Below are 24,794 nucleotides of genomic sequence, written 5' to 3'. Positions count from 1 at the left end.
GTGACGACGGCTCTGCGCCGTGCGACTGCCCGATCAGCGTCACGGTATCAAGGCCGACGTGATCGTCAGGGTTGTCGGGGCAGTCGGTCGGGGGTGACCGGGCCGAGCGGAATCTTCTCGAGCCGGTCGAGCAACGCCGATGCCTCGCACTCTCGCGCAGTCGACCGGGCCGCACGAACGTCGACCTCGTCGACGGGCTCACCGCGCGACCGCGCGATCCGCGCTGCGAGCAGCACACTCTCGGCCTCCCACATGCGGTATCCGCGGGCGGCGTGCACGGCGCGAGCACGCAGCACGTGAGCGTGCGCGTCGTCCCACCGTCCGAGTGCCGCGCACAGGTCGGCGAGATGGTGGTGAACGACTCCGAGTACCCCGGGAGTCAGCACGACGGTGTGATCGGCGTAGGGGACCAACAGTGCGAGTGCGTTCTCGCACACCACGATGGATGCCGTCGCCGCGGCCGCCCGCGCCGCCAGGACGACGGTGATGAGCCACAACGTGTCGACCGGGATCGCCGCCAGTCTGCCGTTCTCGAACCACCGCACGAGGGATCGGGCTCCGTCCGCATCGCCGGTGTCGACGGCGGACAACGCGAAGGCTGCTCGATAGGCGGGGAGAGCCTCGAAGAGCGGCTCCATGTCCCGCCTCATCGCCGCGAACTCACCGAGCCCGTCTCGGAACATCCCGAGCAGGAAGACGGCGTTCATCTCCCGGCCCCACGTGTGTCGCCCCATCGGCGCCGGCGGCGGGCGGCGAACGTCATCTTCGAGAACCTCGGCAGCACGGCGCAAGTCACCCGTCGCCACGAGAAGTCCGACTCGCATGCACTGCACTGTCCAGAGAGCCTCCTCGTCCAGTGCGAGCCGAGTGGACGACACGGCGTCGAGAGCCGCGGCGGCCTCGCGCGGATCGCCGGACTCGATGTGCGCCCGCGCCATGATGACGGCCGGCGACGGATCGAGATGTCCCCGCCCGACGTCGATCAGCTGCACGAGCTCGGCGAGCGCCTCGGTCCGCTGCTGCCGGAATCGGGGCAGTCTCAGGCCGGTGAGCACAGCACGCAGAGCGTGGGCGAGGGCGTCGTGGTCTCCCACGCCGCGCGCCACGGCGGCGGCGCGTGCAAGGTCTGCAGCACGACCCGACCATCCGATCGAGGTCCAGGCCGATTCCTCGACCATCTGGGTCAGGAGTTCCGCGGCAGCACCCGAAGCACCGCGGCCCACCCTCTCGAGAGCGTCGAGCCCTGTTCGCAGATGCTCCGTCCGCCTCGGGTTGGGTTCGTAGAGCTGGAAGAGAGCGATGCCGTCGATGACGTCCGCGGTGAGTGCGTCCAGCAGTAGATCGAGATCGCCCAGTCGGCGTGCCATCTCGGCGGCGTCCAGAAGGGTCGCGCGGTAGCCGCGGTCCAGAGCCCGCCGCTGCGAACGACCCTGTCGGATGGACAGTTCGCAGCGCGCACGGGTGTCGCCCCCGGGAACGCACCGCTCCGACGCCCTGCGGAAGAACTCGGCGGCGTCCTCGTACGCCGCCACGGCGTAGGACCTCTCGCCGGCACGACGCAGATACTCCGTTGCCGCCGAACGATCGGCGTCGAGCGCACATTCGAGGTGGCCTGCGGTCCTGGCGAGTTCATCGACGGTGGACGTGGCGCCCGAGCCGATGAGTGCAGCCGCGACGGCGGAATGAGCCGCTGCACGATCGGCCCCGGACAGCGTGGCGTCCACGACGTCGACGATCAGCGCATGGCGTAGGTGCAGAACGTCCTGCCCTCGTTCCTCGGTCACCAGACCGGCGGCGGCCAACTCGTCCAGCGCCCGTGCGAAGGAACGGTCGTCGAGGGTGGCGAGCGCGGCGCGCACGACGACCCGCGTGGCGCTGACTCCCGCCACCGCACACAGTGTGACGATCTCGCGTGCGGTCGGAGTCAGGCGATGAAGCACCCACAGCACGGCGTCCGCCAGGGATGCCGGTGACGGTCCGTCCGGCTCGCGCAGATGGGCGTCGAACACGGCCTGGAGGAAGATCGGCGATCCGGATGTCCAGCCGTGCAACCAGATCGGGTCCAGCGCGCTACCGCGCCGGCGCGTCCAGTCCTGCACGTCCTCGACGGTGAGTGCCGGGATCGACACCGTGTGCACCGAGGACGGCGGCAGCGCGGACCGCAGGTCCGCGGTGGGGCCGTCGACCTGTGCCCCGCGCATGGTGACCACCACACAGAGTCGGTGGCGCCCCGCGGCGTGTACGAGAAATCGCAGCACCGACAGCGTGGCCTGCGACGCCCACTGCAGATCGTCGATCGCGAACACCGTCACCCGACGACGGGTGGGCCCGGTCAACCATCGTTCCATCGCCGACGAGAGCATCGCGCGATGGTCCGCGTCGGGCCCCTCGGCCGACCACCGATCCGTGTCGACCCACCCGGTCGTCAGCATGCCGCGGACGGCGAGGGCCGCGGGGTCGTCCTCGTCCCGGTCGCTCTCGCGCCCGAGAGCGTCGATGAACGGTTCGAACGGGACGACCGTGTCCATGCTGCACCGCCCGTAGAACACGTCGGCTCCGGTGGAGTCGGCGCGCTTCAGCGCAGCGGTCACCACCGTGGTCTTCCCGACGCCGGCGTCGCCGGACACCACGACGAGCTGACCGGCGCCGCCCGCGGCCGCCGCGACGGCGGACGCGATGACGTCGAGTTCGCTCGTACGTCCCACGAGCAACGGCGAGTCGTGCGGAGAATCGACGTCGACGCGGTCGCCGTCCACGTGTCGAGCCGGGACGACGACCATCTCCGCCGACGGCGTCGTGGCCACCTCGCCGGTGTCAGGGCCGCGGAGCAACTCGACGAACACTCGCTGGGTCTCCGCGGACATCTCCACGCCGAGTTCGGTGGCCAACACTGTGCGGCATCGCTCGGCGACACCGAGCGCGCGAGCACGGTTTCCGAGGGCGTCGTGCGCACGCATGGCGACCCGGTAGGCGGCCTCGCAGAAGGGGTCCGAGTCGAGCAGTTCCTGTGCTCGGGCCAGCGCGTGCTCGTGGCGACCGAGATCGAGCGAGGCGACGGCGTCCACCTCCAGAGCACGGAGTCGAATGCGTCCGAACACGATGCGAACCTCGTCCGCCCAGGTTCCGTGCAGGCCGTCCAGAGGTGGAGCGCCGAGCAGATCGAGCAACTCACCGGCGCGATCGGCACGCGCGTCCGCGGAGTGATGATCGGGATCCAGGTGTCGACGGGCGAGATCCAGATCGACGATCACCGAGGGGCCGAGTGTCAGGGTCACCGCACCAGATCGACTGGACACCGTGGTACCCGCCAGTGCCGCACTCGTCGCCAGCAGCTCGCGGACCCTGGACAGGACGCTGCGAAGGGCCGACGACCAGGTGGTGGGTCGGTCCGCCGGCCAGATCACCGCGGCGAGTTCGCCGTACACCACACCGCGACCGTGATTCATGGCCAGATACGAGAACACCGTCGCGCATCGCGGTCCCCCGAAGGCCCGGACGTCGACGACGCCCGCGTCGCTCTCCACCCGCGGCGATCCGATCAGCCGGATCACGGCACGAGAGGGAAGCGACACAGTTGTAAGTTATCCCGGGGCCGGCGGGAGCCTCACGTCTGCTACCGCTTCCAGAACAGGTGGTGCACGACTCCGCTCGGACTGGGCACGACCTCGTGCTCGAAGCGATCGTTCAGATCGTCCGGGGACTCCCACAGCGCCAGCCCCGGTCCGAGATCGACGGGCGCGACCGCGACGTGCAGCGTGTCGAGGAGGTCGGCGTCGAGGAACTCCCGGACCGTGGTGACACCGCCACCGATCCGGACGTCTCGACCGTTCGCCGCAGCCTTCGCCTGCGTCAGGACATCGGACGGGCCGGCATCGACGAAGTGGAAGGTGGTGTCGGACAGGGTGAGGGACGGCCGCACATGATGCGTCAACACGAAGACCGGCGTGCGGAACGGCGGCTCGTCCCCCCACCATCCCTGCCATTCGTGATCAGCCCACGGTCCGCGTTGTGGGCCGAACTTGTTGCGTCCCATGATCTCGGCACCGATGTTGTTGGCGAAGTCCCGAGCGAAGTAGTCGTCGAGGCCGCGGGTACCGCCGGATCCGGGGCGTCCCGGCATGCTCGCGGTGCCGAGGTACCACGACATGAGCTCTCGATGGTCCAGGCCGAAGGGATTCTCGAGGCTCTGCTCGACGCCGGCGGCCACCCCGTCGCGGGACACGGTGAAGTTCTGCACTCTCGACAACTGCGTCATGTCTGCTCCCGGCTGGAGGAAGGTGGTCGGTGATCAGACTCGCACGGCGTCACGGCCGGTCATCGCGGACTCGACGAGATTGCTCTTGTCGAGCGGCGTCTCTGCGCGCACCGCGTCGGTCCACGCGGCCGTCGTGGCCACCGCCGCGAAGTTCGAGTGCAGCAGCGTCATGAGCGTCGTGTGCACGACCTTCGCGGACGCGGTTCCCGCCGCGTTGGAGAGGTCGATCGCACCGGACGCGTCCGACAGGATCTCGGCCGCGAAGCCGAGACCTTCGGCCTCGACGGCAGTCGCGAGGTCGCAGTTGTTGGTCATGAAGCCGACGATCGTGATCGTGTCGACGTCTCGGGCCCGAAGATGTTGGGCCACGTCCGTTCCCGCGAAGACGCTGCCGTACTGCTTCTGCACGCGTGTGACGCCCGCAGGCAGCGCCGACTCGATGTCCTGGTGCAGGGCGTGGCCGTCGGTGCCCGGGACGAAGACCGGTGCACCCTCGGGCATGCTGTGCTGCACCGCGAGGACGGGAATTCCTGCGTCGACGGCCGTCTCGATGGCCGACACGATGTTGGCGAGCGACTCGGCGCGAGGCGGGTAGGCGATCTCGAGGGGCCCCGAGAAGTACTCCTGCTGCACATCGACGACGATCAGTGCCCGGCGTGGTGTCATGTCTCCTCTTTCCTGACGGTGTGTGACGTGGTCTGCCCGACCGGGCCGACCCACCACCTCAGTGTTCTCCCGCCTTCGGTCGCAGAACAGTGGCACGTATGCACGCTTACGATGGATTCGAGCCAACTCGAGTTCTGTATCGGAGGAGTCAGCCGTGCGTATCGCGATCTACGCGTTCGACGACGTCACCATGTTCCACCTCGCCGCCCCGCTCATGGTGTTCGGCGAGGTGCAGCGGCTGGGTCTGGCATCCGACTGGGAGACGACGCTGTGGTCGGACTCGCCCGGCAGCATCACGACCTCCGAGGGACACGTGCTCGGTGACGTGGCTGGTCCAGATGTCACCACCACGGCCGACATCGTGATCGTGCCGTCCTGGCACACGTCGCTCCCGCGTCTCGGCGACACCGTCGGACACGCTGTCCGCGAGGCACACTCACGCGGCGCCATGATCGTCGGCCTCTGTCTGGGCGCCTTCGCCGTGGCCGATGCGGGCCTCCTGGAAGGACGCTCCGTCGTGACGCACTGGGCTGCACTCGCCGACCTCGCAGAGCGCAGCGACGGCAGCACCGTGGACCCGTCCGTTCTCTACATCGACCACGGCGACGTCGTCACCTCGGCAGGAACCGTCTCCTCGATCGACGCGTGTCTGCACCTCGTGCGAAAACACCTGGGCACCGCCGCCGCCACTCGGGTCGCACGGCAGCTGGTGGTCGCACCGCACCGCGAGGGTGGGCAGGCGCAGTACATCGAACGGCCCCTCGGCGAACCTGCCGCCGACACGACCATCGCCGATGTCCAGGAGTGGATCCTCGGCCATCTCGACGAGGAGTTGTCGATCGACCGCCTGGCCGATCACGCGCGCATGAGCCGCCGCAGCTTCGTTCGCCACTTCACGCGCTCGACGGGCTCGACACCCGCGCGGTGGGTTCTCGAACGCCGGCTCGACGAGGGCCGACGGTTGCTCGAGACGACGGACTGGTCCATCGATGCCGTGTCGTCCGCGTGCGGATTCGGCAGCCCGGTGACGTTTCGTCAACGCTTCGCCGCCTCCTTCTCGACCACGCCGTCGGAGTACCGCCGCCACTTCACCTCACGCGATCGGACACACCTCCCGGCCTGACGCGAAGGTCCGATCGGACCGGAGGATGGTGGACTGCGTCGACCACGAGGGGGTGGTGGCGGTCATCTGCTGGTGGCTGCGCCACACCCCGACCGCAGTGACTCGCAGCAGACGACGCCCCTTCTGAAGTGGTGGACTGCTGATCAGTGATTCTCTCGCCTAGTGTCGTCGCATGACCGACTGGGCGAACAGCCCCGCCGCACGGTGGTGGGACAGACACCAGATCGGCCTGTATCTCGCGGCACTGACCGTCGGAGCCGTTGTCGGGCTGACCTTCCCGCAGACTGCCCCGACCTTCGAACACGCCATCGATCCGGTACTCGTCGCCCTGCTCTACGCGACGTTCCTGGCAGTCCCGTTCGCGGAGATCGGTCGATCCCTCCGTGATGTCCGCTTCCTCGCGGCCGTCGCGGTCCTGAACTTCGTGGTGGTCCCGGTGGTCGTCCTCGCCCTCACGCGGGTCGTCGCGGACGAGAAGGCGGTACTCGTGGGCATCGTGCTCGTAATGCTCGCTCCGTGTATCGACTACGTCATCGTGTTCAGTGGGCTCGCGGGTGCCGCGTCGACACGACTACTCGCCGCCGCTCCCCTGCTGATGCTGCTGCAGGTCGCCCTGCTTCCCCTCTGGCTGTGGGTGTTCGCCGGATCCGAGACGGTGGCCGTCATCGACGTGGCACCGTTCGTGGAGGCCTTCGTCCTGCTCATCGTCGTCCCTCTGACGGTGGCCGCACTGACGCAAGCACTCGCCCGACGGCATCGGGCCGGCGTGCGGCTGATGAACGTGATGGCCGCCGCGATGGTGCCCCTCATGATGGCGACGCTCGCGGTGGTCACCGCGTCGCAGATCGATTCGGTGCGCGGCCAGTTCGACCGACTGATCGCCGCGGCCCTCGTCTTCGTCGCGTTCCTCGTCGTCATGGCGCCGGCCGGCATCGGCGTGGGTCGGGCGTTCGGTCAGGACGTGCCGTCGACGCGAGCTCTCGTCTTCTCGGGTGCGACTCGTAACTCTCTCGTCGTTCTCCCGCTTGCCCTCGCCCTTCCGCCGGCACTCGACCTCGCTGCCGTCGTGGTGGTGACACAGACACTGGTCGAGCTGCTCGGCATGGTGGTCTACGTGCGACTGATTCCGCGGCTCGTACCCGCCGCGCGAACCTGATGCCGTGTGTGATGGTGGACGAATGACAGATCGCTCGTGGTTCGAACGACCTGCTGTGGAGAAAGCGGGCACAACGTTCTTCCTGGTGTTCGTCGCCGCGCTCGTCCTCCCCGACGCGGTGTCCTCGCTGGTCTCGTCGCCGTCGTGGTGGCATGTCGCGAAGGCCGCAGCGTCGGTCGTCCTCGTCGTCTACGCCGGTACTGCCTTCGTCAAAGCGTGGTTCCTCGGTGGCAGCGCCCGGTCGACGAGGCGGATACCTTCCCTCGATCCAGCCGAGGTTCCGCGAGCTGACGTCGAGACTGCCGTGGCGTCGGCGCCGTCCAGAGTGATGGCAGTGAAAGCACTGCGGGAGACACACCCCGGGCTGGGGCTACGCGAGGCATCGCTGCTGGTGGACGACGTACGGCGATCACCGACAGACGGCACGTGAGCCGTCGTTCACCTCTCCCTGGCCCTGCGGTGGACGAGAGCGCTCAGGTCGGAGGCTGTTCTCGGGGAGCCCCTCCGACTCTGACAGCCGGGGTCACAGCGGGGTGGGGTCCCGGACCGGCCACCAGATCTCCGTCACCAGTTCCCCCTCGAGGTGGACGCCTCGCGGATAGCGCTCGCGTACGGGTCCGTCTCGCCCGATGCCGTGTTCGGCGACATGGGTGCCGAGCGCAGAGTATGTCTCGTCGATCCGGGCGTCCGGCCCGTCGTGCAGAGCCACGGCGAAGTCGCCTCCGGCAACCGTCACCACGTCGAGACCGCACCGAGCCGCATTCCCCGCGTCGACGGGGTTCCACAATGATGCGGAGCCCGTCTCGTCCGCGAACAGTTCCTTGTCGAAGTCGGCCCCGAGCGGCCCGACAGCCTCGATTCCAGCACTACGCAGGCGCTCGATCAGGCTGTCGTGCGCGGTATTCCACCACTCCGCGACGCCGGACAGCGTCACGGTGCCGCTGACGGCCACGGCGACGATCGGTGGGTCGGTCCGCATCTCGATCGACGGCGACGTCGTCGACTCGTTCACCAGTGAGCGGAGAGACGACACCGCGTCGTGCGTCCGCCGCAATTCCGACTCCAGGCGATCGAGGTGCTGCGTGAGCACACTGCGCCGAAGGCTGTCGTTCTCCGCGGCGACGTAGGACCGCACGTCGGAAAGCGGCATGTCGAGGTCGCGCAGACGCTTGATCATCCGTGCACGCGCGACCTGGGAGACGTCGTAATAGCGGTACCCGCTCGATGGATCGACGTCGACCGGTTCCAAGATGCCAGCATCGTGGTAGAGCCGCAACGCTTTTCGCGTCAGTCTCGTCATCGTCGAGAAGTCGCCGATGGTCACCCGCGCCGCCACGGACCCAGTCTCTCATCCACCGATGGTCAACCGTGCGATCACGCCGTCGGCGAGCTCGAATCGGTAGACGAGGTCGGCCACCCCACCGGGGAAGTTCCCGGCGATACGTACCGAGACTCGATGATTCCTCGCATCGACGAGCTCGGACCCCGTCACCGTCGTGGTGTAGGTGTAGCGGCCGGCCACGGTCTCACGCCACGCGCGGATCTCGTCGCGGCCCCGGTAGGTGTGGCCTTCGTCCGTCACGGTTCCGTCCGGAGCAAAGCATGTCGTGAGTGAGTCGCTGTCGTCGCGGTCGGCGGCATCGAGGTAGCGGAGAACGACGTCGGGAGCATCTGTGGTGGTCATGTGCCGAGAATCAGCCCTGCCCCGAGGTGAAGGTCAAGTGGTGGCCGGACCACACACACTCCCGGGTGCCTCACAGCTGGCGTGCAGGCCGCTCCCCGGAACCTCACGAAGTATCGACTCCACACCGAAACGCACACCGCGACAACCGAGGAGCCACCGCAATGAGCACCGTTCCGGAACCCACCCCCACACCCGTTCGGCCCACCTACGCCGGGCGCCCACTCCCCCGGCCCGACGATGACGTCGTCGATCAGGGAGTCGGTTTCGACATCGCCACTCTCGTCACACGCCGCAGAGTCCTCAGCGTCGTCGGCGCCGGAGCCGGAGCACTGGCCCTGGCCGCGTGCTCGGGGTCGTCCGACACCGCGAGCACCACGACCGCCACCGCTGTCGCCACCGCCGCAGTCGCCACGAACGAGATCCCCGATGAGACCAACGGCCCCTACCCGGCCGACGGAAGCAACGGCGTCAACGTCCTCGAGGAATCGGGAATCGTCCGCGCCGACGTCACCTCGAGCCTGGACGGCGGCACCGTCGCCGCCGGAGTCCCGTTGTCGATGACCTTCACCGTCACCGACCTCGCGAACGACAACAACCCCTTCACCGGCGCCGCCGTCTACCTGTGGCACTGCGACGCAGCCGGCAAGTACTCGATGTACTCCGACGGCATCGAGGACGAAACATATCTGCGCGGCGTCCAGGTCGCCGATGCCGCCGGCGTCGTGACCTTCACGACCATCGTCCCGGCCTGCTACTCCGGCCGCTGGACGCACATCCACTTCGAGGTCTACCCGGACGTCGCCTCCGCCACCACCGCCGACAACGCGATAGCCACCTCCCAGGTCGCCTTCCCCCAGGACATGCTCGACGCCGTCTATCAGCTGGACACCTACGCCGGGTCGACCGAGAACCTCGCGCAGATCGGCAGTCTCGACAACGACAACGTGTTCGGCGACGGACACAGCCTCGAGATGGGCACCTTCACCGGCGACCCCACCTCCGGCTACGTCGGATCACTGGCCGTCGCCGTCGACACCACCACCGAACCCGCCGCCGGCGCAGCACCCGCAGGGGGCGGGCCCGGCGGCGGCGGACAACCTCCCATGGGCGGCGGGACCCCTCCCGCCGCACCGTCCAACTGACCACTCACACAGAAGGAATCATCATGTTGCACAACCTGACCGGCTGGCACGCACTCATCGTCCTCGCCATCCTGCTTCTCGTCTTCGGCTCGACCAAGCTCCCCTCCCTCGCCAAAGGCGTCGGGCAGTCCATGCGCATCCTCAAGGACGAGGTCCGCGACGACACCCCCACGCCGTCGACGGGACGCGTCGACGCCGTCGACTCGACCACGACCGCCGCGGACGGCGTCCCGGCGCCGTACCGACACGCCTCATGACCACGACCACCGCCGCGCGAGGCACGATGCCCCTCGCCGGGCATGTCAGCGAGGCACGCCGCCGCGCGACCCGCGCGGCGGTGTCGCTGGTCGTCGGAGTGATTCTCGGCTTCGTACTCTCCGACCAGATCCTCGACGTCCTGCGCACACCGGTGGAGGAACTCGCGCAGTCCCGTCAGGCCAGCCTCAACTACGACACCGTCACCGGGGCCTTCGACCTGCAGATGAGGATCGGCCTCTTCTCGGGAATCATCCTGTCTAGCCCGGTCTGGCTGCGAGAACTGTTCGCCTACCTCACCCCCGGCCTCACGGCTCGGGAGAAGAAGTACGTCCTCGGCTTCACCGCGGCGGCGGTGCCACTGTTCGCCGCCGGGTGCGCCTTCGGCTTCCTCATCTTCCCCCGCATGGTCACCGTCCTCGCGAGCTTCTCCTCCGAGGAGGACAGCACCATCCTCGACGCCTCCTACTACGTGGACTTCGTCATGAAGATCGTCCTCGCCACCGGGGTCGCGTTCGTCCTGCCCGTGCTGCTGGTGATGCTCAACTGCCTCGGAGTCCTGTCCGCCCACCGTCTACGCAGCAGTTGGCGGATCATCGTCGTCGTCATCGCCCTCTTCAGCGCGCTCGTCACGCCGGCGGCCGACGTGCTGTCGATGTTTCTCGTCGCACTGCCGATGTCGGCGCTCTTCGGAGCCGCCGTGGCCATCACCACCGTGCACGACCGGCGGGCACTCACCTCGAACCCCACCACGATCGGGAGAACCCCATGTTCGGACTGACTCTCGAGAAGCTGTTCTTCGTCGCCGTCATCGCCGGCCTCGTCCTCGGACCGAGCCGGCTGCCCGGCTACGCACACCACCTCACCCGCGCGATTCGAACGCTGAAGCAGTTCGTCGAGACGACGCGCGCCACGGCGGAGCGGGAGATGGGCGTGCCGCTCCACCGTTCGGAGTGGGAGTCGCTCGACCTACGGCAGTACGACCCGCGTCGCATCCTGCGGGACGCGCTACACGACACCACGCCGGGGACCGTCGTGACCGACGAGATGATCGAGCAGGCGGAGCGAGTGCGCCCCGGCCAGAAGTACCTGGTGACAGGACCGTCCTCGCACCCCGTCCGCACCCTCATCGCCTCGCTGCCCGCCGACGACCCACGGCGAATCGCCGCCGCACCCGGCACCGGCTCGGACGTGAGCGAGCCGTCAGGGGGCGTTCAGGTCGACGTGCCGGCGCGCCACGGAACGGTGTAGTGGGAGAGAATGGCGTCGATCGCAGTGCTGTCGGTGCCACTCGGAACGTCGACGACGACGGACACGATGCCGTTGTCGAGGGTGGTGTCGACCGCGTCCGCATCCACGAGCCCCTCGAGTGCCGCGACGACGACCGATCGCGCGGCATCGGCGCGCAGGGCGATCTTGTACGGCTTGCCCACATCGGTGAGTGGGAGCGCACTGACGATGGTCACCGACCGCGGCGCAGCGGCGTCCTCGGCGACTCGATCGCGAGCCCAGGCGACGAGGTCGTCGGCCGATACCTCGTGCGGGTCCCCGACGGTGACGTAGGCGACGGGCACTTCACCGGAGTGCTGGTCCGGCGCACCGACCGCAGCGGCGCCGGTCACCGCCGGGTGAGCCAGGAGCGCGTCCTCGATGAGGGTGGGATCGATGTTGTGGCCGCCACGGATGATGAGGTCCTTCGCCCTCCCTGTGAGGTGAACGAAGCCCTCGGCGTCGACTCGACCGAGATCGCCGGTGTCGACCCACCCGTCGTGCAGTGTGCCGAGTCCCTCGAGCACGTGGCCGGCGTCGGTGCGTGCGGACACGTACCCGGCGAACACGGTGGGGCCGCTGATCTCGAGGGTTCCGATCTCGCCGACCGGCAGACGTGTTCTGGTGCCGTCGGATTCGATGCGAACAGCGGCGATCTGTTGATAAGGGAACCGCTGTCCGACAGAGTCGTGTCGCGGCACACCCGGCAGGCTCCGCGCGCTGGCGCAGGTGGCTTCCGTCAGACCGTAGCCCTGCAGCAAAGTCACCCCCGTGTGCTGCTCGAAGCTCGCCCTCACCGCGGCCGGCAGTGCGGACGCGCCCACGATGCACGAGGTCAGACTGGAGATGTCGGCGTCGACGGCGCAGTGTGCGAGGACCGAATAGACCGTCGGGACCGCGCTCATGGCGGCGATGCGGTAACGCTCGACGATCTTCCAGAACTCGCTGTAGAGCGACAGATCGCGGTAGCCGAGAGGGCCGGCCCACACGACGGTCTGACCGCGGAACATCGGTGCGAGCAGAGTGACGACGAGTGCATTGACATGGAACAGCGGCAGCGCGGCGAACAGCGTCGCACCGTCGTCCAGGGTCGAACTCAGGGTCACCATCCACGCGTTCGCCACCTCGTTCCGGTGAGTGTGCGCAGCGAGCTTCGGATTGCCGGTGGTGCCGCCGGTGTGGAAGAACGCGGCCAGATCGCCCGCCCGAGGAGGCTCACCGACGAAACGGCGCCCGGCGATGACAGCGTCGGACAGATATGCCGCCGTCACGCCCTCCGGCCCCGACAGTGCTTCGGGTTCACCGCGGGCACCGGTCGGCCGTAGCGCGAAGACGGTGGTGACAGAGCTACGCTCGGCCACCTCGCACGCCGCGGCCCACACGTCGGCGTCCAGCTCGGGACCTGCCGCGATCAGGACTGTCGCACCGGCCCGGCCGACGAGGTCGGCGATGCGGTCGGCCGTCAGACCGGAGTTGACTGGCGCCACGACACCGGCTGCCTGAGCAGCGAGGGTGGCGGTGATGAGCTCGTCGCAGTTCGGAGACATCAACGCGACGGCGTCGTCACGTCGAATGCCGTTGTCGTACAACAGCTGCGCAGTGGCGTCGACATCAGCGAGAAGTCGGATGTACGTACGACGCACCGGACGTGACCAGTGCGCGGCATCCGGGAGAGTGATCACCGCGTCGCGATCGGGCCACAGTGAGGCCGCCCGCTGGAGTAGCGCGTAGGTGGACACAGGCAGCGCGCGGTCGCCGAGCGGTATCGACTCCACGCCGGCGAGATCGTCCGGCGAATTCATGACCGGCCACAACAGAGACTCGACGACGCCGGTCATCGGCCGTACCGCGCCGTCGACCGAAGCCCCCCGGTACCAGCGCCGTTCCCTGCTGCGAGATCGCACGACATCGCCACACCTCCTTGTTGACGAAATCATCACTTACGATCGTATGCGCAGTCAAGGGTCGACGGTTCTCGACAGGGGATGTAACGCCGAGGCGCCCGACACCGACCAGGTGGTATGACAACGTCGCGGGTCGCCCGCTCCCTGTTCGTCGCCGCAGCGTGCTCGGCCGCCGCACTACTCGCGTCGGGAACGGCACACGCCGAGGTCGTCGACCTCGACATCCTGCCCGGACTGAGCTTCGGTCCCACCACGCCGTACGGCGTGGGATGCACGTACGTCGCCGTGGCCCGCACTGCCGATCTCTCCGGCCCGCGCGTCGACATCGCTCCACTGGACACCGAGTCGATCATGCCCCTGGAGGAGTTCGCCTGGCAGTTCGACGGCTACTGGTCGTCGCCGGTGATCGCGGGACACAAGGTGTCCCTGTGGACGCCGACGACTCCCGGCGAGCATTCCCTCATGGCGTACGAGACGTCCGCGGGTGGGCCGGTCGCGACCGTCACCGTCAACCCCGCGACCGCGGTGGGTCCGCTCTGCTTCGTGGCACCCTGACGCGAAGGGCACGGCCTGCTCACGGTACGACGGGCTCACGGTATGACGGACACGGCCTTCGAGGAACCGACCAGGGCCGCCACACCGTCCACGATCGACCGGGCTTCCTGCGCGAGTGAGTTCCTCGAGCGTGCTTCCGAGTCGTGAACGATTCTCGTGTGACCGGTTCGCGCGCCGGTGTATCCGAGAATGCCGGTGATGATCTGGGTGGACAGGGCGGTGTCGTAGCCGCGCTTCGCGAATCCCTCGGCGTCCTCCCCCGCGACCATGGCCAGATGCACGGTCAGGTGGTCGAGCCTGCGTCCGGTCGGCGTGACTCCGGTGTCGAATGCCCACCCGTCGGTGAAGACGCGATCGACCCACCCCTTGAGGAGCGCGGGCATCGACCACCAGTAGACCGGAAAGACCAGAACCAGGTCGTCGACACCGTCCAGGCGACGCTGCTCGGCGAGCACATCCGCAGGAGGAGTCCCACCCGCCGGATATCCGGCGCGGTCCTCGAGCGAGAACCGTGGATCGAAGCCCTCGGCATGAAGGTCGGCGACAGCGGTGGACACGGCGTCCTCGGTGAGTCGGTCGGCGACGGAGCGAGCGAGACGCTGGGTGAAGGACGTGGTGTCGGGGTGGGCGACGACGACGAGCGCGGTCATGACGATCCTCTCGGTCGGGATGTACCATCAGTAAGTTACCGATAGTAGGTTACCAACAGTAGGTTACCGATGGTACATAGGAGACGGGACGGTGTCGATGGCACGGGTGCGAATGACGAGAGAGGATCGCCACGGCCAACTGGTGACCCTGGCCTGGACGATCGTGCGCGAGGAAGGCACCGACGCACTGACGCTGGGTCGACTCGCGCACGCGGCCGGTATCACCAAACCTGTTGTCTACAGTCACTTTCCGTCACGCGCAGCCTTGCTGGTGGCCTTGTTCGAGGCGTACGACGCGACGCAGACACTCGTACTGGAGCAGGCGCTCGACGCAGTCGAGCACTCACTCGCCGAGCGAGCGCGCGCCATCGCCGCGGCGCATGTCGACTGCGTCGTCACCCACGGGCGCGAACTGGCGGGCGTCGCCGCAGCCCTGGAAGGCGCACCCGAGTTGGCCGACTACAAGCGCCGGTCGGACGCCGCCTACTCGGATCGGTGTCGATCATTCCTCGAACCGTTCGCAGAGGGAGCACTTCCGGCGTCGACCATGACCGCCGTTCTCGGTGCAGCGGAAGCACTCTCCGCAGAAGCAGCTGCGGGGATCTTGGACACCCGGGAGGCGTACGACGAATTGACGGCGACCATCGTCGACGGAGTGGAACGCAGTCGTCGACGCGGCGCCGACCGGTCTGGTCGAGCCGCCGGTGATCCACCACGCTGATCATATGATCACCTGTGCAGATACGATCACCGTTCGCGGAAGCCGGTCGGAAGCAGGTCTCACCATGGTCGAGAGCACGTCGGTCACCCGGCACGACAGGCGACGGAAGCAGACGCGGGCACTGCTGGTGGAGTCGGCATGCGCTTTCCTCGCCAGTGACATCGGCTCGCGGGTGAGTGTCCAGCAACTCGCCGACCGTGCCGATATCGGCGTGGGGAGCTTCTACAACCACTTCGCGAACAAGGAAGCCCTGTTCGACGTCGCGATCGCCGAGACACTCACCGAGTTCGGATCGTTCTTCGACGAGGCGTGCGACGGAATCGACGATCCCGTCGTGCTGTTCGCCAACGGCGTGCGCATGACCGCCCATCTACTCGAGTCCCACCGCGTGATGGCCGAGATCGTGATGCGACTCGGTTTCGAGTACCTGGCGAAGGACACGGCTCTCGCGCCCCGAGCCGCGGCCGGGCTACAGGCAGCGGCAGACTCGGGCAGGTTGACCATCGATCACCTGGACACCGCTCTCGCGTGCACTGCGGGGTCACTCCTGGGTTGCCTCCACCTGCTTGCAGCAGACCCGTCGTTGGACGTGACACGGACCGTGAGCGCCCTCGCTGCGGGGCTGCTTCGGATGTTCGGGCTCGACGACAACACGGCGACCGCCGCCGCATCCCACCCACTGACGTTCCCGGCTCGGCGATTCGGCGCCCCCGCTCCGCTCCCGCCCGCGCGACGCTTCCCAGATCCACACCCCCACGATCGGGACTCCGCAGGGTCCCGCGACTGATGACTTCATCAAGTGTGAACACGGTTGCCCCGCTCGGTACCCGAACGTGACGATCGGACCACGGCCCGCGACGGCTGGAGCGCCTCGTCGCTCACCGGTCCGGGACATGTGGTCACACGCGAGGAGAGCAGGACATGGCGAGCACCAGAGTCGATTCACCCGTACCGATGGACGATGTGGACGTCGTGATCGTGGGCCTGGGTCCCACCGGGGCCACCGCCGCGAACCTGTTAGGTCAGCGAGGAATACGGACGGCGGTCGTCGAGCGCGACGTGGAGATCTACCCGCGCCAGCGCGCCATCGCCTCGGACGAGGACGCGCACCGCGTCTGGCAGGGTCTCGGTCTGTTCGACGAGATGCTGACGACCATGTCCACGGACGTACGGGTGCATCTCAAACACGGTGAGCACACATTCCTCACCACCCACTCGGCGGACAGCTACCAGCAGGGCGTTCCCGGAATGGCGTTCTACCACCAACCCGAGCTGGAGCGAATACTGCGTGACGGCATCGACCGTTACCCCATGGTGAGCGTGACCGCAGGCCTGGATGCCGTGGGGCTCACACAGGGCCCCGACGGGGTCACGCTGACTCTGAGGCCCACTGCCGGCGGGCCCGATCGGACACTGAGGGCTCGCTACGTGATCGCTGCCGACGGCGGTTCCAGCTCGATCCGCAAGATGCTCGGCATCGCGCTGCCGGGCAAGCACATCCAGGAGCAGTGGTTCGACATCCAACTCCGCGCCTGGTACCACCTGCCGTCCGATGCGCCGCTCGATTTCACCTTCATCTCCGACCCCCGCAGGCCGGGCGTGGACTGCCCCTGCCCGATGGGCTACCACCGAGTGGAATTCCGCGTCAACGAGGGCGAGACCATCGAGTTCCTGCAGTCCGAGGCGGGCCTGCGATCTCTGCTCGCCGAGCGCGGAATCGACTACGACCAGGTCGAGATCTTTCGGAGTTGGGCTTACACCTTCCACATCCGTCAGGCCGAGAGATGGAGTGCGGGGCGGGTTTTCCTGGCCGGGGACGCGGCGCACATCATGCCACCCTTCGCCGGGCAAGGTGTGTCGTCCGGGGTCCGAGACGTGGCCAACCTGTGTTGGAAGATCGACGCCGTCCTGCACGACGGCGCCGACCCGTCGCTGCTCGAGACGTACGAGCCCGAACGACGACCGAACGTCGTCAGCCTGACCCGCTTCTCCTTGACGATCGGCCGCATCGTCATGCTGCGTCACACCACCACTGCCCGCCTTCGCGACACGGCGTTCATCGCAGCGTCGAAGACACCCGGAGTCAGATCATGGCTCGCCGGGCTCAGCATGAAGCCCCGGTACACACTGGGGACACGGCGGGGATTCTTCGCCCCCAACGCACGTCGGGCGAGCCTGCGCGGATCCTTCGTCGCGCAGCCGTGGGTGGTGGGGTCGGACCTCACTCCCGTGCGCCTCGACACCCTCCTGGCGGACAGATGGACCTGGGTAGGGTTCCCGTCCGCTCCGATCCCGCGTCGACTGGCCGAGGCCGGGGTGTCCGAGATTCGGCTGCAGCGATCCTCCGCACTGGCGACGCATCAGGTGCCCGACGGCCATGTCGTCGACAGCGAGCAGGTACTCGAACGTCAATTTCGCCGGTCAGGTGCCTCCGGCATTCTCGTGCGACCTGATCACTTCGTCTATGGCAGCGACCGTGACTTGACCGATGCGGACCACGTACGGATAGCAGGAGTGGTGCGGTCGGATCGCGCCGAACGGTGACAGCAACCACGTCTGTGGCCGACAAGTAGCGCTGGGGCTCGGAGTGACGGAGCATCACCGGTGTGAAGGCAGCACGCGCCTCATCAGCGACCGTGCTGCCGACACGACCAGGCGACGGTCGTGCGTGAGAATGAACTCGAACTGCCGATCGGCGTCGGGAACGTCGACATCGCCGAGGTCGCGAGCGATGAGCGCCGCGAAGTAGTGCCGGCCCACCGCCGTCACCGTCCACTCGCCCGAGAATCGTTCGGTCGCATCGAGTGCGGCACCGTGCACTCCGGGCGCCGGCTCGTCCGGTAGGCCCACTCCCAGCGCGGCGATGAACGGGTGCCGTGCCGCGAGAACGGCGTACCGGTCGACCACGTTCGGTGCGAACCACCGGGCGCGTTGAAACGCCGACAGCACGACGAGCGGGTCCGCGGCGTTGCGGGCGTGGTCCTCGATCTGCCGAGCCATGCTCAGCACGAATGCCTTTCGCCCCACCAGGGGCGCGATCTCCCCGAACAGATCGGACGGCACCTCCGGCACTGCGGAACTCGCCGGCGACCTTCTGCGTGACACCACCGACGGCGTCCGTTCGAGAACGTCGCGGCGTCGCGACGTGTCGGACGGCAACGCCGCGGGTCGGCCGAACAGCCAGCCCTGCCCCAGGGTGGCACCGAGCGCTCGGGCACGGGCCAGATGCTCCTCGTTCTCCACACCCTCGGCGAGGATCGTCGCGCCGGTGAACTCGGCGTGCGCACGCACCGCAGCGATGACTCGCGCTTGTGCCGGACTCGGATCGGACTGCACCAGCGTGCAGTCCAGCTTGATGATGTCCGGTGCCACGAATTCCAGCATGGTGACCGTGGCCTCGTTGGCCCCGACGTCGTCGAGGGCCACCGAGCACCCGAGTCGTCGAGCAGCGTCGACCACCGCCAGCAGCGTGGCGGGATCGGACAGCAACGACCTCTCGGTCAGTTCGATCACGACGTTGATCGGGCGGTCGACGCTGTCGAGCACCCTGCGCGCGAAGTCGGGTATGACGGGCCCGATGTGCGGTTCGACGTTGATGAAGACGCTGTACTGGGTACGGACATCGGGGATGCTCCGCCGCCGCTCAGCTGCGGAGCGACTGTGATCACTCCCAGCCTACGGGTCCCACGCATGTCGGGACGCTGATCGGGGATCGAGTTACCGAGCACCTGCTCTGCTACGGTCCGAGGTGTCCGCGGTACTCCTCGTTCACCGCGGCATCGACGAAGGACGGATGCCTCATGACTTTCTCGGGTAAGACCGTGTTCATTTCCGGGGCCAGCCGCGGCATCGGGTTGGCCATCGCGAAGCGCCTCGCAACGGACGGCGCCACCATCGCGCTGCTGGCCAAGACTGCTGAACCCCACCCCAAGCTCGACGGGACCGTGTACACCGCGGCCGCGGAGATCGAGGAGGCGGGCGGGCAGGCGCTGCCCATCGTCGGAGACGTTCGTGACGGCGAGGCGGTGCAGGCCGCCGTCGGCGCCGCCGTGGAGCAGTTCGGTGGCATCGACATCTGCATCAACAACGCCTCGGCGATCAACCTCGGATCCATCGACGAGGTTGCTCTCAAACAGTTCGATCTGATGAACGGCATTCAGGTGCGCGGGACGTACGCCGTGTCGCAGGCGTGCCTGCCCCATATGAAGGGCCGCGACAACCCGCACGTCCTCACGCTCTCACCGCCCCTGCGCCTCGAACAACGGTGGCTCGTGCCGACCCCCTACATGATGGCCAAGTTCGGGATGACGTTGTGCGCCCTGGGAATCGCGGAGGAGATGCGGGAGATCGGCATCGCATCGAACACGCTGTGGCCTCGCACGTTCATCGCGACCGCCGCGGTGCAGAACCTGCTCGGTGGCGACAAGGCGATGAGCGAGGCACGGAAGCCCGAGATCTACGCGGACGCGGCGTACGAGGTGCTGAGCAGACCGGCCCGCGACTACACGGGACAGACCCTCCTGTGCGAGGACGTCCTGCTGGAGGCGGGTGTGACCGACCTGTCGACGTACGACTGCACGCCGGGAGGCGATCTCGCGGTGGACATCTGGGTCGACGAGCCGAACCCCCCGGGCTACCGACCACCCGCCTGAGGCGGTACGCAAGCGACCACCGCGCCGTAACAGAGCGCATGCTCTGCTATGGTTCGATGGTGCCTCGCCCCCGCCTTCACGACCTCGACGCGCTGATGGACGCCGCCGAGTCGCTGGCGGTCGACTCCGGCGCCTCCGCCGTCACGATCCGCGCGATGTCGGAGCGCACCTCGATCTCCAACGGCGCCATCTATCACGCGTTCGGATCACGAGCGGGCCTGCTCGGACGAGTGTGGGTGCGTGACGCACGTCGGATGCTCACTCTGCAGAACGATGCGGTGACCACGGCACTCGAGCACCGCCCCGGACGTGACTCCGCCGTCCGGGCCGTCGTGGCAGCCGCAGCGGCACCGGCCGCCTTCCTCGCCGAATCACCGGTCGCAGCACGGTTTCTCATGACGGTCTCCCGGCGAGAGCTGTTGGGCACCGACGACCTGCCCGACGAGGTCGCCGCAGACCTGCGCACCCTCGACGAGACACTGGCCGCACTGCTCGTCCAACTCTCCCGAGCCCTGTGGAGCCGCGCTGATCGCGAGAGCGTCGCCGTCGTCAAGGACTGCGTCGTCGGGCTCCCGACAGCACTGTTGCTGCGCGGCAACAGATCACCCGACTCTGCCGCCCGGGAACGACTCGCCGCCGCCGTCCGCGGCATTCTCGCCCTCCCCCCACCGACCATGGACCCCGCTCCGCCCACACGAAAGGCCTCCTCATGACCGCCACCCTGAATCTCCGCGACGGCATCGCCGTCCTCACCCTCGGGGACCACGAGAACCGCTTCTCCCCGGAGTGGCTCGACACCGTCGGCGCCCAGCTCGACCAGGTCGAAGCCGACGCCCGCGGACTCGTCACCGTCGGCACGGGAAAGTTCTACTCCAACGGACTCGACCTCGACTGGCTCATGGCCAACGGCGAGCGCGCCGACTGGTACGTCGGCCGGGTGCACGACCTTTTCGCCCGCATCCTGACGTTCCCGCTCCCCACCGTCGCTGCCGTCAACGGCCATGCCTTCGGTGCCGGCGCGATGTTCGCTCTGGCGCACGACTTCCGCACCATGCGCGCCGATCGCGGTTACTACTGCTTCCCCGAGGTCGACATCGACATTCCTTTCACCCCGGGCATGGCGGCGCTGATCCAGGCGAAGCTGTCACCGCAGGACGCCGTCGTCGCGATGACCACGGGGCACCGCTACGGCGGCGCCGAGGCACTGACCGCGAGGCTCGTCGACGCCACCGCCCCCGACGACGAGGTCGTCGATGCCGCGATCGAGCGGATCACGCCCATCGCCGGCAAGGACCGCGGCACCCTCGGCGCGATCAAGACCACCATGTTCGCGCCGGTCGTTGCGGCACTGCGCACGAGCTGAATTCGACCTAGGCGGCGATCAGCCCGCCCGTCCACCGAAGGCGTAGTCGGCCAGGGGGAATCGGCGGCTGCGCCATGCCGCCTCGGGAGTGGTCGACGCCCGGAACGGCACGTCCCCGTTCGCGGTGAAGTAGTAGCTGTTGGCGCCGGCACACGTCGGATCGGTGAAGACCTGCCACGACCGACGTGCCAGTATCGCGCTCATGTACTGCTCCTGCGCCGCCGAGGTCACCTCGGCGAAGGTGGCCCGGCGTCGACGAGCCTCGGTCAGGACACGCACGATGTGCGCGGCACTGTTCTCGACCAGGGTGAAGAACGAGGCGCCGTTGTATCCGTAGGGGCCGAAGACGGTGAAGAAGTTCGGAAAGCCCGCCGTCGCGACGCCCTGATAGGTGTGGAACCTCTCGGCGTCCCAGTGCTCCGCCAGATCGGTGCCGTCGGCGGAGGTGAGCGGATACGTCGGCAGTGCGTCCCTGTCGGTGACCTTGAATCCGGTGGCGAGGACCAACACGTCGAGCTCGTGCTGCACGCCGTCGCTCGTGCGGATGCCGCCGGGCGTGATCGCCTCGATGGACGTCGTCTGCAGAGAGACGTTGTCCCGGTTGAACGTCGAGAGATACGAGTTGTGGAAACTCGGCCGTTTGCACCCGAGCGCGTAGGTCGGAGTCAGGGCGTCCCGTGTGGCCGGATCGTGTACCTGTGCGGCGATGTACCGACGCGCGGCGACCTGGAGAGCCGCGGTGGCGGGAACCCACTTGTGAAAGTGCGCCAGCACCGGGAACGTCGCCTCGACGAACGCCTGGCTCGCCAGGCGGGCGATCTGCCGGACTCCGGGGACTGTCTCGAGACTCGCGCGTCCCATTCGGCCGAGCGGGAAGTCCGGCTTCGGCAGGCACCAGATGGGCGTGCGTTGAAACACCGTCAGATGGTCCACCTCCGGTGCGATCTCCGGGACCACCTGCACCGCCGTCGCGCCGGTACCGATGATGCCGACCCGCTTACCGGCCAGCGAGACCTCGTGGTTCCACCGGCTGGTGTGCATCGTCGCGCCCTCGAAGGTGTCGATGCCCTCGATGTCGGGGAGCTTGGGCTGGCTCAGCGGCCCGCCCGCGTGGATCAACCAGCGTGCCGTCACGTCGCCGGCGCTGGTCGAGATCGACCACGTCACGGACGGCGCATCGAACGAGGCCCCGTGTACGCGCGTGCCGAACTGCAGATGAGGCGCCAGGCCGTACTCGTCGACGATCTGCTCGGCGTAGGCACGCAACTCGCGGCCGGGGGCGTAGCTGCGCGACCAGGTGGATCGCTGAGCGAACGAGAACTGGTAGCTGAAGGACGGGATGTCGACCGCCACGCCCGGATAGGTGTTCCACTGCCACGTGCCGCCGGGACCGTCACCGTCGTCGACGATGAGAAGATCGTCGAAGCCGGCCTTGCGAAGCGCAATAGCGGCACCCAGGCCGGAGAAGCCTCCGCCGACGATGAGGATCTCGTGGTGCGTGCGCGGTGACGTGTCGGGCATGAGGCCCCTTCTTCGACGGTGTGTGGCCGTCGAGGTGCATCCCTCGTGGCCTCGTGACTCTGCGACGGTACAACCGTGACCCGAATCGGACAGCGAAACGTGCAGCGCACGTACTTCCACCGTCATCACCGGGTCCGCGCCTAGTGTCTGCACCATGACCGTCGAACGAGTACCGGTGTCGGGCGGACACATCGCCGTCGAGACACGCACGGGCAGCTCCGATCCGATCCTCGTGATCCACGGGGTGTCCAGCCAGCGCATGCTGTGGAACTGGCTGCACGCGGAGGCGCCACACCTGACGCTCGTCGCGCCGGACCTCCGCGGCCGCGGTGACAGCGTCGACGTCACGGGCGCGTCGTCGCTCGCCCGTCACGCGGAAGATCTGGACGCCGTTCTCGAGGCCCTGGGACTCGACTCCGCGCACGTGTGCGGCATGTCGATGGGTGCATTCGCGGCTGTCGAATTCGCAGCGCGGTTCCCATCCAGAGCGAAGAGTCTCGTTCTCGTCGACGGAGGCGTGCCGGTGGAACCGCCGGCCGGTCTCACCCGAGACACCGTCGCAGCCGTGTTCGAGGACAGGATCGCGCGAACGCGGCAGCGATGGGACGACCTCGACGACTACCTCGACTTCCTGGTGTCGACGTCGTTACCGCTGCTGGACCGTGACGATCCGCTCCTCCGGGAGTACGCCGCTCATGATCTGGCCGACGGTGCGATCCGGCTGTCGACCGATGCGGTCGTCGCGGACGCCACGGACGTCTTCTTCGGCGACTCGCGGTTCCGCGACCTGACGGTGCCGATCCGATTCCTGCACGCTCAGTGGAGCGTCGGGGCAGGGTCTCCGCCGATGTACTCGCCGCAGGACATCGACGCTCTCGAGCTGACGTCCGTCAGAGCACTGGACGGCCTCGATCATGCCGGCACGATCATGACCGCCGTGGGCGCGGCTGCCGTGGGCGAGACGATCGACGACGCACTGCGGGACGGGGTCAGTGACGGGACGCGGTGAACACGTCCACCGGATGCGGCACTCGAAGGCCTCCGTCCGCGCCGGGGACCGACACCGCGTCGAGGTAGGCCCGCACCGGGCCCCGTAGATCGGGGGTCAGCCTGGCCTGCACCGCGAAGTCGAGCACCTCGTCGCTCGCGGACGCCAGATCGACCAGCGCGTGCAGAGTGGCCACGTCGTCGACGACGATCCCGGCGTCGACGAAGGCGTCTCCGACGTCACCGCTGAACCACTGTCGATGACCCTCGAGCGGCGGTGCGAGAACTCCGACCAGCGCGTTCAGCTCGGCCGACGGTGCGATGGCCACCCACAGTTCGCCACCGGGACGTAGCAACGCCAGCGCAGCGCGCAGGGTCGCCTCGACGTCGGCGACGTAGTACATCGAGTGCACGAACATCACGACGTCGAATGTCTCGTCCACCGGGGAGTCACCGAACGACGCCACGTGGCCGTCGGCACTCAGCTCGTCGGCACCGAGCGCGGCCATCGTGTCGGTGAAGCGCTCGACACTGCCGATCCACGGATCGACTCCGACGTACCGCACGGGGCGCCCCGGCACCGCCAACACCAGACCGGCGGCGAGACGGACGTCCAGCACGCCGTCACCGCATCCCACAGACAGCACCGAGATCGGTCCGTCCCCCCTGGTACCCAGCCTGCCGGCAAGGTGCTCGGCGATCAGATCGCGCTGATCGGAGAGCAGTTCGAAAGCGGAATGCAGGCGGGCGTAGGAGTCGGGTTCGAGGCCGGCCAGGGCCGGAGCTCCCCGCCGCACGGCGCGCACACCGTCGAGAAGCACTGCGGCGAGCTCGGTGGGCGGTGGCGCAGCTATGTTGGACATCAGATACGAGTCAATCACGACGCCTCAT

The 24,794-nt window shown here is 67.9% G+C and carries 25 protein-coding genes; 15 read left to right on the top strand and 10 right to left on the bottom strand.

Annotated features, from left to right (window positions below; translation table 11 throughout):
- Window positions 1–65: 65 nt before the first annotated feature.
- From HQ325_RS17240 to HQ325_RS17230, 3 genes are read right to left on the bottom strand one after another with little or no spacing between them, the layout of a single operon-like run.
- A complete protein-coding gene (locus tag HQ325_RS17240; protein ID WP_222631386.1) occupies window positions 66–3,572 on the bottom strand; it encodes an AAA family ATPase in 3,507 nt (1,168 codons plus the stop codon).
- A 41-nt stretch (window positions 3,573–3,613) separates the two neighbouring features.
- Complete coding sequence (locus HQ325_RS17235; RefSeq protein WP_222631384.1) at window positions 3,614–4,255, bottom strand: dihydrofolate reductase family protein; 642 nt, start codon at window positions 4,253–4,255, stop codon at window positions 3,614–3,616.
- 33 nt (window positions 4,256–4,288) lie between these two features.
- Window positions 4,289–4,921, bottom strand: coding sequence for an isochorismatase family protein (locus HQ325_RS17230; RefSeq protein WP_222631383.1), 633 nt, complete (start codon window positions 4,919–4,921; stop codon window positions 4,289–4,291).
- 154 nt (window positions 4,922–5,075) lie between these two features.
- Here HQ325_RS17230 and HQ325_RS17225 point away from each other — a divergent pair, with 154 nt between their 5' ends.
- The 3 genes from HQ325_RS17225 (at window position 5,076) to HQ325_RS17215 (ending at window position 7,630) form a co-directional block, all read left to right on the top strand.
- Window positions 5,076–6,044 (top strand): GlxA family transcriptional regulator, encoded by a 969-nt coding sequence (locus HQ325_RS17225; protein ID WP_222631382.1) that lies wholly within the window; start codon window positions 5,076–5,078, stop codon window positions 6,042–6,044.
- Window positions 6,045–6,216: 172 nt separating this feature from the next.
- A complete protein-coding gene (locus HQ325_RS17220; RefSeq protein ID WP_222631381.1) occupies window positions 6,217–7,200 on the top strand; it encodes an arsenic resistance protein in 984 nt (327 codons plus the stop codon).
- Window positions 7,201–7,222: 22 nt separating this feature from the next.
- Window positions 7,223–7,630: a hypothetical protein gene (locus HQ325_RS17215; protein WP_222631380.1), complete on the top strand. Its 408-nt coding sequence runs from the start codon at window positions 7,223–7,225 to the stop codon at window positions 7,628–7,630.
- A 93-nt stretch (window positions 7,631–7,723) separates the two neighbouring features.
- On the opposite strand, the gene HQ325_RS22885 is transcribed toward HQ325_RS17215, so the two are convergent.
- Both HQ325_RS22885 and HQ325_RS17205 read right to left on the bottom strand, forming a co-directional pair.
- Window positions 7,724–8,536, bottom strand: coding sequence for a MerR family transcriptional regulator (locus tag HQ325_RS22885; protein ID WP_222631379.1), 813 nt, complete (start codon window positions 8,534–8,536; stop codon window positions 7,724–7,726).
- A gap of 12 nt (window positions 8,537–8,548) precedes the next feature.
- The gene (locus HQ325_RS17205; RefSeq protein WP_027505563.1) at window positions 8,549–8,884 is read right to left on the bottom strand and encodes a nuclear transport factor 2 family protein; all 336 of its coding nucleotides are present in this window, start codon (window positions 8,882–8,884) and stop codon (window positions 8,549–8,551) included.
- A 161-nt stretch (window positions 8,885–9,045) separates the two neighbouring features.
- On the opposite strand from HQ325_RS17205, the gene HQ325_RS17200 reads away from it, so the two are divergent.
- The 4 genes from HQ325_RS17200 to HQ325_RS17185 are packed head-to-tail and all read left to right on the top strand — an operon-like array spanning window position 9,046 to window position 11,532.
- Window positions 9,046–10,026 carry an intradiol ring-cleavage dioxygenase gene (locus HQ325_RS17200; RefSeq protein ID WP_222631378.1) on the top strand — a complete coding sequence of 327 codons (981 nt, stop codon included), beginning with the start codon at window positions 9,046–9,048 and terminating at the stop codon, window positions 10,024–10,026.
- A gap of 23 nt (window positions 10,027–10,049) precedes the next feature.
- The gene (locus tag HQ325_RS22620; protein WP_261778484.1) at window positions 10,050–10,283 is read left to right on the top strand and encodes a twin-arginine translocase TatA/TatE family subunit; all 234 of its coding nucleotides are present in this window, start codon (window positions 10,050–10,052) and stop codon (window positions 10,281–10,283) included.
- Window positions 10,280–11,062, top strand: a complete 783-nt coding sequence (gene tatC / locus HQ325_RS17190) for a twin-arginine translocase subunit TatC (RefSeq protein ID WP_222631376.1) — start codon at window positions 10,280–10,282, stop codon at window positions 11,060–11,062. Before HQ325_RS22620 ends, tatC begins: the two co-directional genes overlap by 4 nt.
- Entirely contained in the window at window positions 11,050–11,532 is a 483-nt protein-coding gene (locus HQ325_RS17185; protein WP_261778483.1) for a preprotein translocase, read from the top strand. Before tatC ends, HQ325_RS17185 begins: the two co-directional genes overlap by 13 nt.
- Here the strand turns inward: HQ325_RS17185 and HQ325_RS17180 are convergent.
- Window positions 11,496–13,388, bottom strand: coding sequence for an acyl-CoA synthetase (locus HQ325_RS17180; protein WP_222631374.1), 1,893 nt, complete (start codon window positions 13,386–13,388; stop codon window positions 11,496–11,498). The genes HQ325_RS17185 and HQ325_RS17180 overlap by 37 nt on opposite strands.
- 183 nt (window positions 13,389–13,571) lie before the next feature.
- Here HQ325_RS17180 and HQ325_RS17175 point away from each other — a divergent pair, with 183 nt between their 5' ends.
- Entirely contained in the window at window positions 13,572–14,009 is a 438-nt protein-coding gene (locus HQ325_RS17175; protein WP_222631372.1) for a hypothetical protein, read from the top strand.
- A 35-nt stretch (window positions 14,010–14,044) separates the two neighbouring features.
- On the opposite strand, the gene HQ325_RS17170 is transcribed toward HQ325_RS17175, so the two are convergent.
- Entirely contained in the window at window positions 14,045–14,659 is a 615-nt protein-coding gene (locus tag HQ325_RS17170; protein WP_222631370.1) for an NAD(P)H-dependent oxidoreductase, read from the bottom strand.
- Between the two features lie 112 nt (window positions 14,660–14,771).
- On the opposite strand from HQ325_RS17170, the gene HQ325_RS17165 reads away from it, so the two are divergent.
- The 3 genes from HQ325_RS17165 (at window position 14,772) to HQ325_RS17155 (ending at window position 17,924) form a co-directional block, all read left to right on the top strand.
- Window positions 14,772–15,380 carry a TetR/AcrR family transcriptional regulator gene (locus tag HQ325_RS17165; protein ID WP_261778481.1) on the top strand — a complete coding sequence of 203 codons (609 nt, stop codon included), beginning with the start codon at window positions 14,772–14,774 and terminating at the stop codon, window positions 15,378–15,380.
- Window positions 15,381–15,444: 64 nt separating this feature from the next.
- A complete protein-coding gene (locus HQ325_RS17160) occupies window positions 15,445–16,167 on the top strand; it encodes a TetR/AcrR family transcriptional regulator (RefSeq protein WP_222631367.1) in 723 nt (240 codons plus the stop codon).
- Between the two features lie 134 nt (window positions 16,168–16,301).
- On the top strand, window positions 16,302–17,924 hold the full coding sequence (locus HQ325_RS17155; RefSeq protein WP_222631366.1) for an FAD-dependent monooxygenase: 1,623 nt from the start codon (window positions 16,302–16,304) through the stop codon (window positions 17,922–17,924).
- A gap of 54 nt (window positions 17,925–17,978) precedes the next feature.
- Here the strand turns inward: HQ325_RS17155 and HQ325_RS22880 are convergent, their stop codons facing one another.
- Window positions 17,979–19,010 carry an EAL domain-containing protein gene (locus HQ325_RS22880; protein ID WP_308014780.1) on the bottom strand — a complete coding sequence of 344 codons (1,032 nt, stop codon included), beginning with the start codon at window positions 19,008–19,010 and terminating at the stop codon, window positions 17,979–17,981.
- Window positions 19,011–19,180: 170 nt separating this feature from the next.
- Between HQ325_RS22880 and HQ325_RS17145 the strand changes: the two genes are divergently transcribed.
- Genes HQ325_RS17145 through HQ325_RS17135 form a run of 3 tightly spaced genes read left to right on the top strand, consistent with a single transcriptional unit; the run spans window position 19,181 to window position 21,395 of the window.
- A complete protein-coding gene (locus HQ325_RS17145) occupies window positions 19,181–20,032 on the top strand; it encodes an NAD(P)-dependent oxidoreductase (protein ID WP_222631364.1) in 852 nt (283 codons plus the stop codon).
- 56 nt (window positions 20,033–20,088) lie between these two features.
- Window positions 20,089–20,745: a TetR/AcrR family transcriptional regulator gene (locus tag HQ325_RS17140; protein ID WP_261778480.1), complete on the top strand. Its 657-nt coding sequence runs from the start codon at window positions 20,089–20,091 to the stop codon at window positions 20,743–20,745.
- Window positions 20,742–21,395 carry an enoyl-CoA hydratase/isomerase family protein gene (locus HQ325_RS17135; RefSeq protein WP_222631362.1) on the top strand — a complete coding sequence of 218 codons (654 nt, stop codon included), beginning with the start codon at window positions 20,742–20,744 and terminating at the stop codon, window positions 21,393–21,395. The genes HQ325_RS17140 and HQ325_RS17135 overlap by 4 nt, the downstream gene beginning before the upstream one ends.
- Before the next feature lie 18 nt (window positions 21,396–21,413).
- On the opposite strand, the gene HQ325_RS17130 is transcribed toward HQ325_RS17135, so the two are convergent.
- Window positions 21,414–22,916, bottom strand: a complete 1,503-nt coding sequence (locus HQ325_RS17130) for an NAD(P)/FAD-dependent oxidoreductase (protein ID WP_222631360.1) — start codon at window positions 22,914–22,916, stop codon at window positions 21,414–21,416.
- Between the two features lie 154 nt (window positions 22,917–23,070).
- Between HQ325_RS17130 and HQ325_RS17125 the strand changes: the two genes are divergently transcribed.
- Window positions 23,071–23,925, top strand: a complete 855-nt coding sequence (locus tag HQ325_RS17125; RefSeq protein WP_222631358.1) for an alpha/beta fold hydrolase — start codon at window positions 23,071–23,073, stop codon at window positions 23,923–23,925.
- Here the strand turns inward: HQ325_RS17125 and HQ325_RS17120 are convergent.
- On the bottom strand, window positions 23,906–24,784 hold the full coding sequence (locus tag HQ325_RS17120; RefSeq protein ID WP_222631356.1) for a methyltransferase domain-containing protein: 879 nt from the start codon (window positions 24,782–24,784) through the stop codon (window positions 23,906–23,908). The two genes, HQ325_RS17125 and HQ325_RS17120, sit on opposite strands and share 20 nt — an antisense overlap.
- Between the last annotated feature and the right edge of the window lie 10 nt (window positions 24,785–24,794).

The sequence above is a fragment of the Rhodococcus sp. BP-349 genome (assembly GCF_019835845.1).
GTDB lineage: Bacteria > Actinomycetota > Actinomycetes > Mycobacteriales > Mycobacteriaceae > Rhodococcoides.
Note: the sequence above shows the minus strand (reverse complement) of the source record. Positions and strands in the feature narration are given on the sequence as shown.

Bases quoted from the DNA above. Each gene is read 5' to 3' on its own strand.
- HQ325_RS17130 (WP_222631360.1), bottom strand. From the start codon at position 22,916: ATGCCCGACACGTCACCGCGCACGCACCACGAGATCCTCATCGTCGGC.
- HQ325_RS17235 (WP_222631384.1), bottom strand. From the start codon at position 4,255: ATGACGCAGTTGTCGAGAGTGCAGAACTTCACCGTGTCCCGCGACGGG.
- HQ325_RS17140 (WP_261778480.1), top strand. From the start codon at position 20,089: ATGGTGCCTCGCCCCCGCCTTCACGACCTCGACGCGCTGATGGACGCC.
- HQ325_RS17155 (WP_222631366.1), top strand. From the start codon at position 16,302: ATGGCGAGCACCAGAGTCGATTCACCCGTACCGATGGACGATGTGGAC.
- HQ325_RS17145 (WP_222631364.1), top strand. From the start codon at position 19,181: ATGACTTTCTCGGGTAAGACCGTGTTCATTTCCGGGGCCAGCCGCGGC.
- HQ325_RS17160 (WP_222631367.1), top strand. From the start codon at position 15,445: ATGGTCGAGAGCACGTCGGTCACCCGGCACGACAGGCGACGGAAGCAG.
- HQ325_RS17135 (WP_222631362.1), top strand. From the start codon at position 20,742: ATGACCGCCACCCTGAATCTCCGCGACGGCATCGCCGTCCTCACCCTC.
- HQ325_RS17170 (WP_222631370.1), bottom strand. From the start codon at position 14,659: ATGACCGCGCTCGTCGTCGTCGCCCACCCCGACACCACGTCCTTCACC.
- HQ325_RS17125 (WP_222631358.1), top strand. From the start codon at position 23,071: ATGACCGTCGAACGAGTACCGGTGTCGGGCGGACACATCGCCGTCGAG.
- HQ325_RS22620 (WP_261778484.1), top strand. From the start codon at position 10,050: ATGTTGCACAACCTGACCGGCTGGCACGCACTCATCGTCCTCGCCATC.
- HQ325_RS17205 (WP_027505563.1), bottom strand. From the start codon at position 8,884: ATGACCACCACAGATGCTCCCGACGTCGTTCTCCGCTACCTCGATGCC.
- HQ325_RS17165 (WP_261778481.1), top strand. From the start codon at position 14,772: ATGACGAGAGAGGATCGCCACGGCCAACTGGTGACCCTGGCCTGGACG.
- HQ325_RS17185 (WP_261778483.1), top strand. From the start codon at position 11,050: ATGTTCGGACTGACTCTCGAGAAGCTGTTCTTCGTCGCCGTCATCGCC.
- tatC (WP_222631376.1), top strand. From the start codon at position 10,280: ATGACCACGACCACCGCCGCGCGAGGCACGATGCCCCTCGCCGGGCAT.
- HQ325_RS17200 (WP_222631378.1), top strand. From the start codon at position 9,046: ATGAGCACCGTTCCGGAACCCACCCCCACACCCGTTCGGCCCACCTAC.
- HQ325_RS17215 (WP_222631380.1), top strand. From the start codon at position 7,223: ATGACAGATCGCTCGTGGTTCGAACGACCTGCTGTGGAGAAAGCGGGC.
- HQ325_RS17180 (WP_222631374.1), bottom strand. From the start codon at position 13,388: ATGACCGGCGTCGTCGAGTCTCTGTTGTGGCCGGTCATGAATTCGCCG.
- HQ325_RS17220 (WP_222631381.1), top strand. From the start codon at position 6,217: ATGACCGACTGGGCGAACAGCCCCGCCGCACGGTGGTGGGACAGACAC.
- HQ325_RS17230 (WP_222631383.1), bottom strand. From the start codon at position 4,921: ATGACACCACGCCGGGCACTGATCGTCGTCGATGTGCAGCAGGAGTAC.
- HQ325_RS17175 (WP_222631372.1), top strand. From the start codon at position 13,572: ATGACAACGTCGCGGGTCGCCCGCTCCCTGTTCGTCGCCGCAGCGTGC.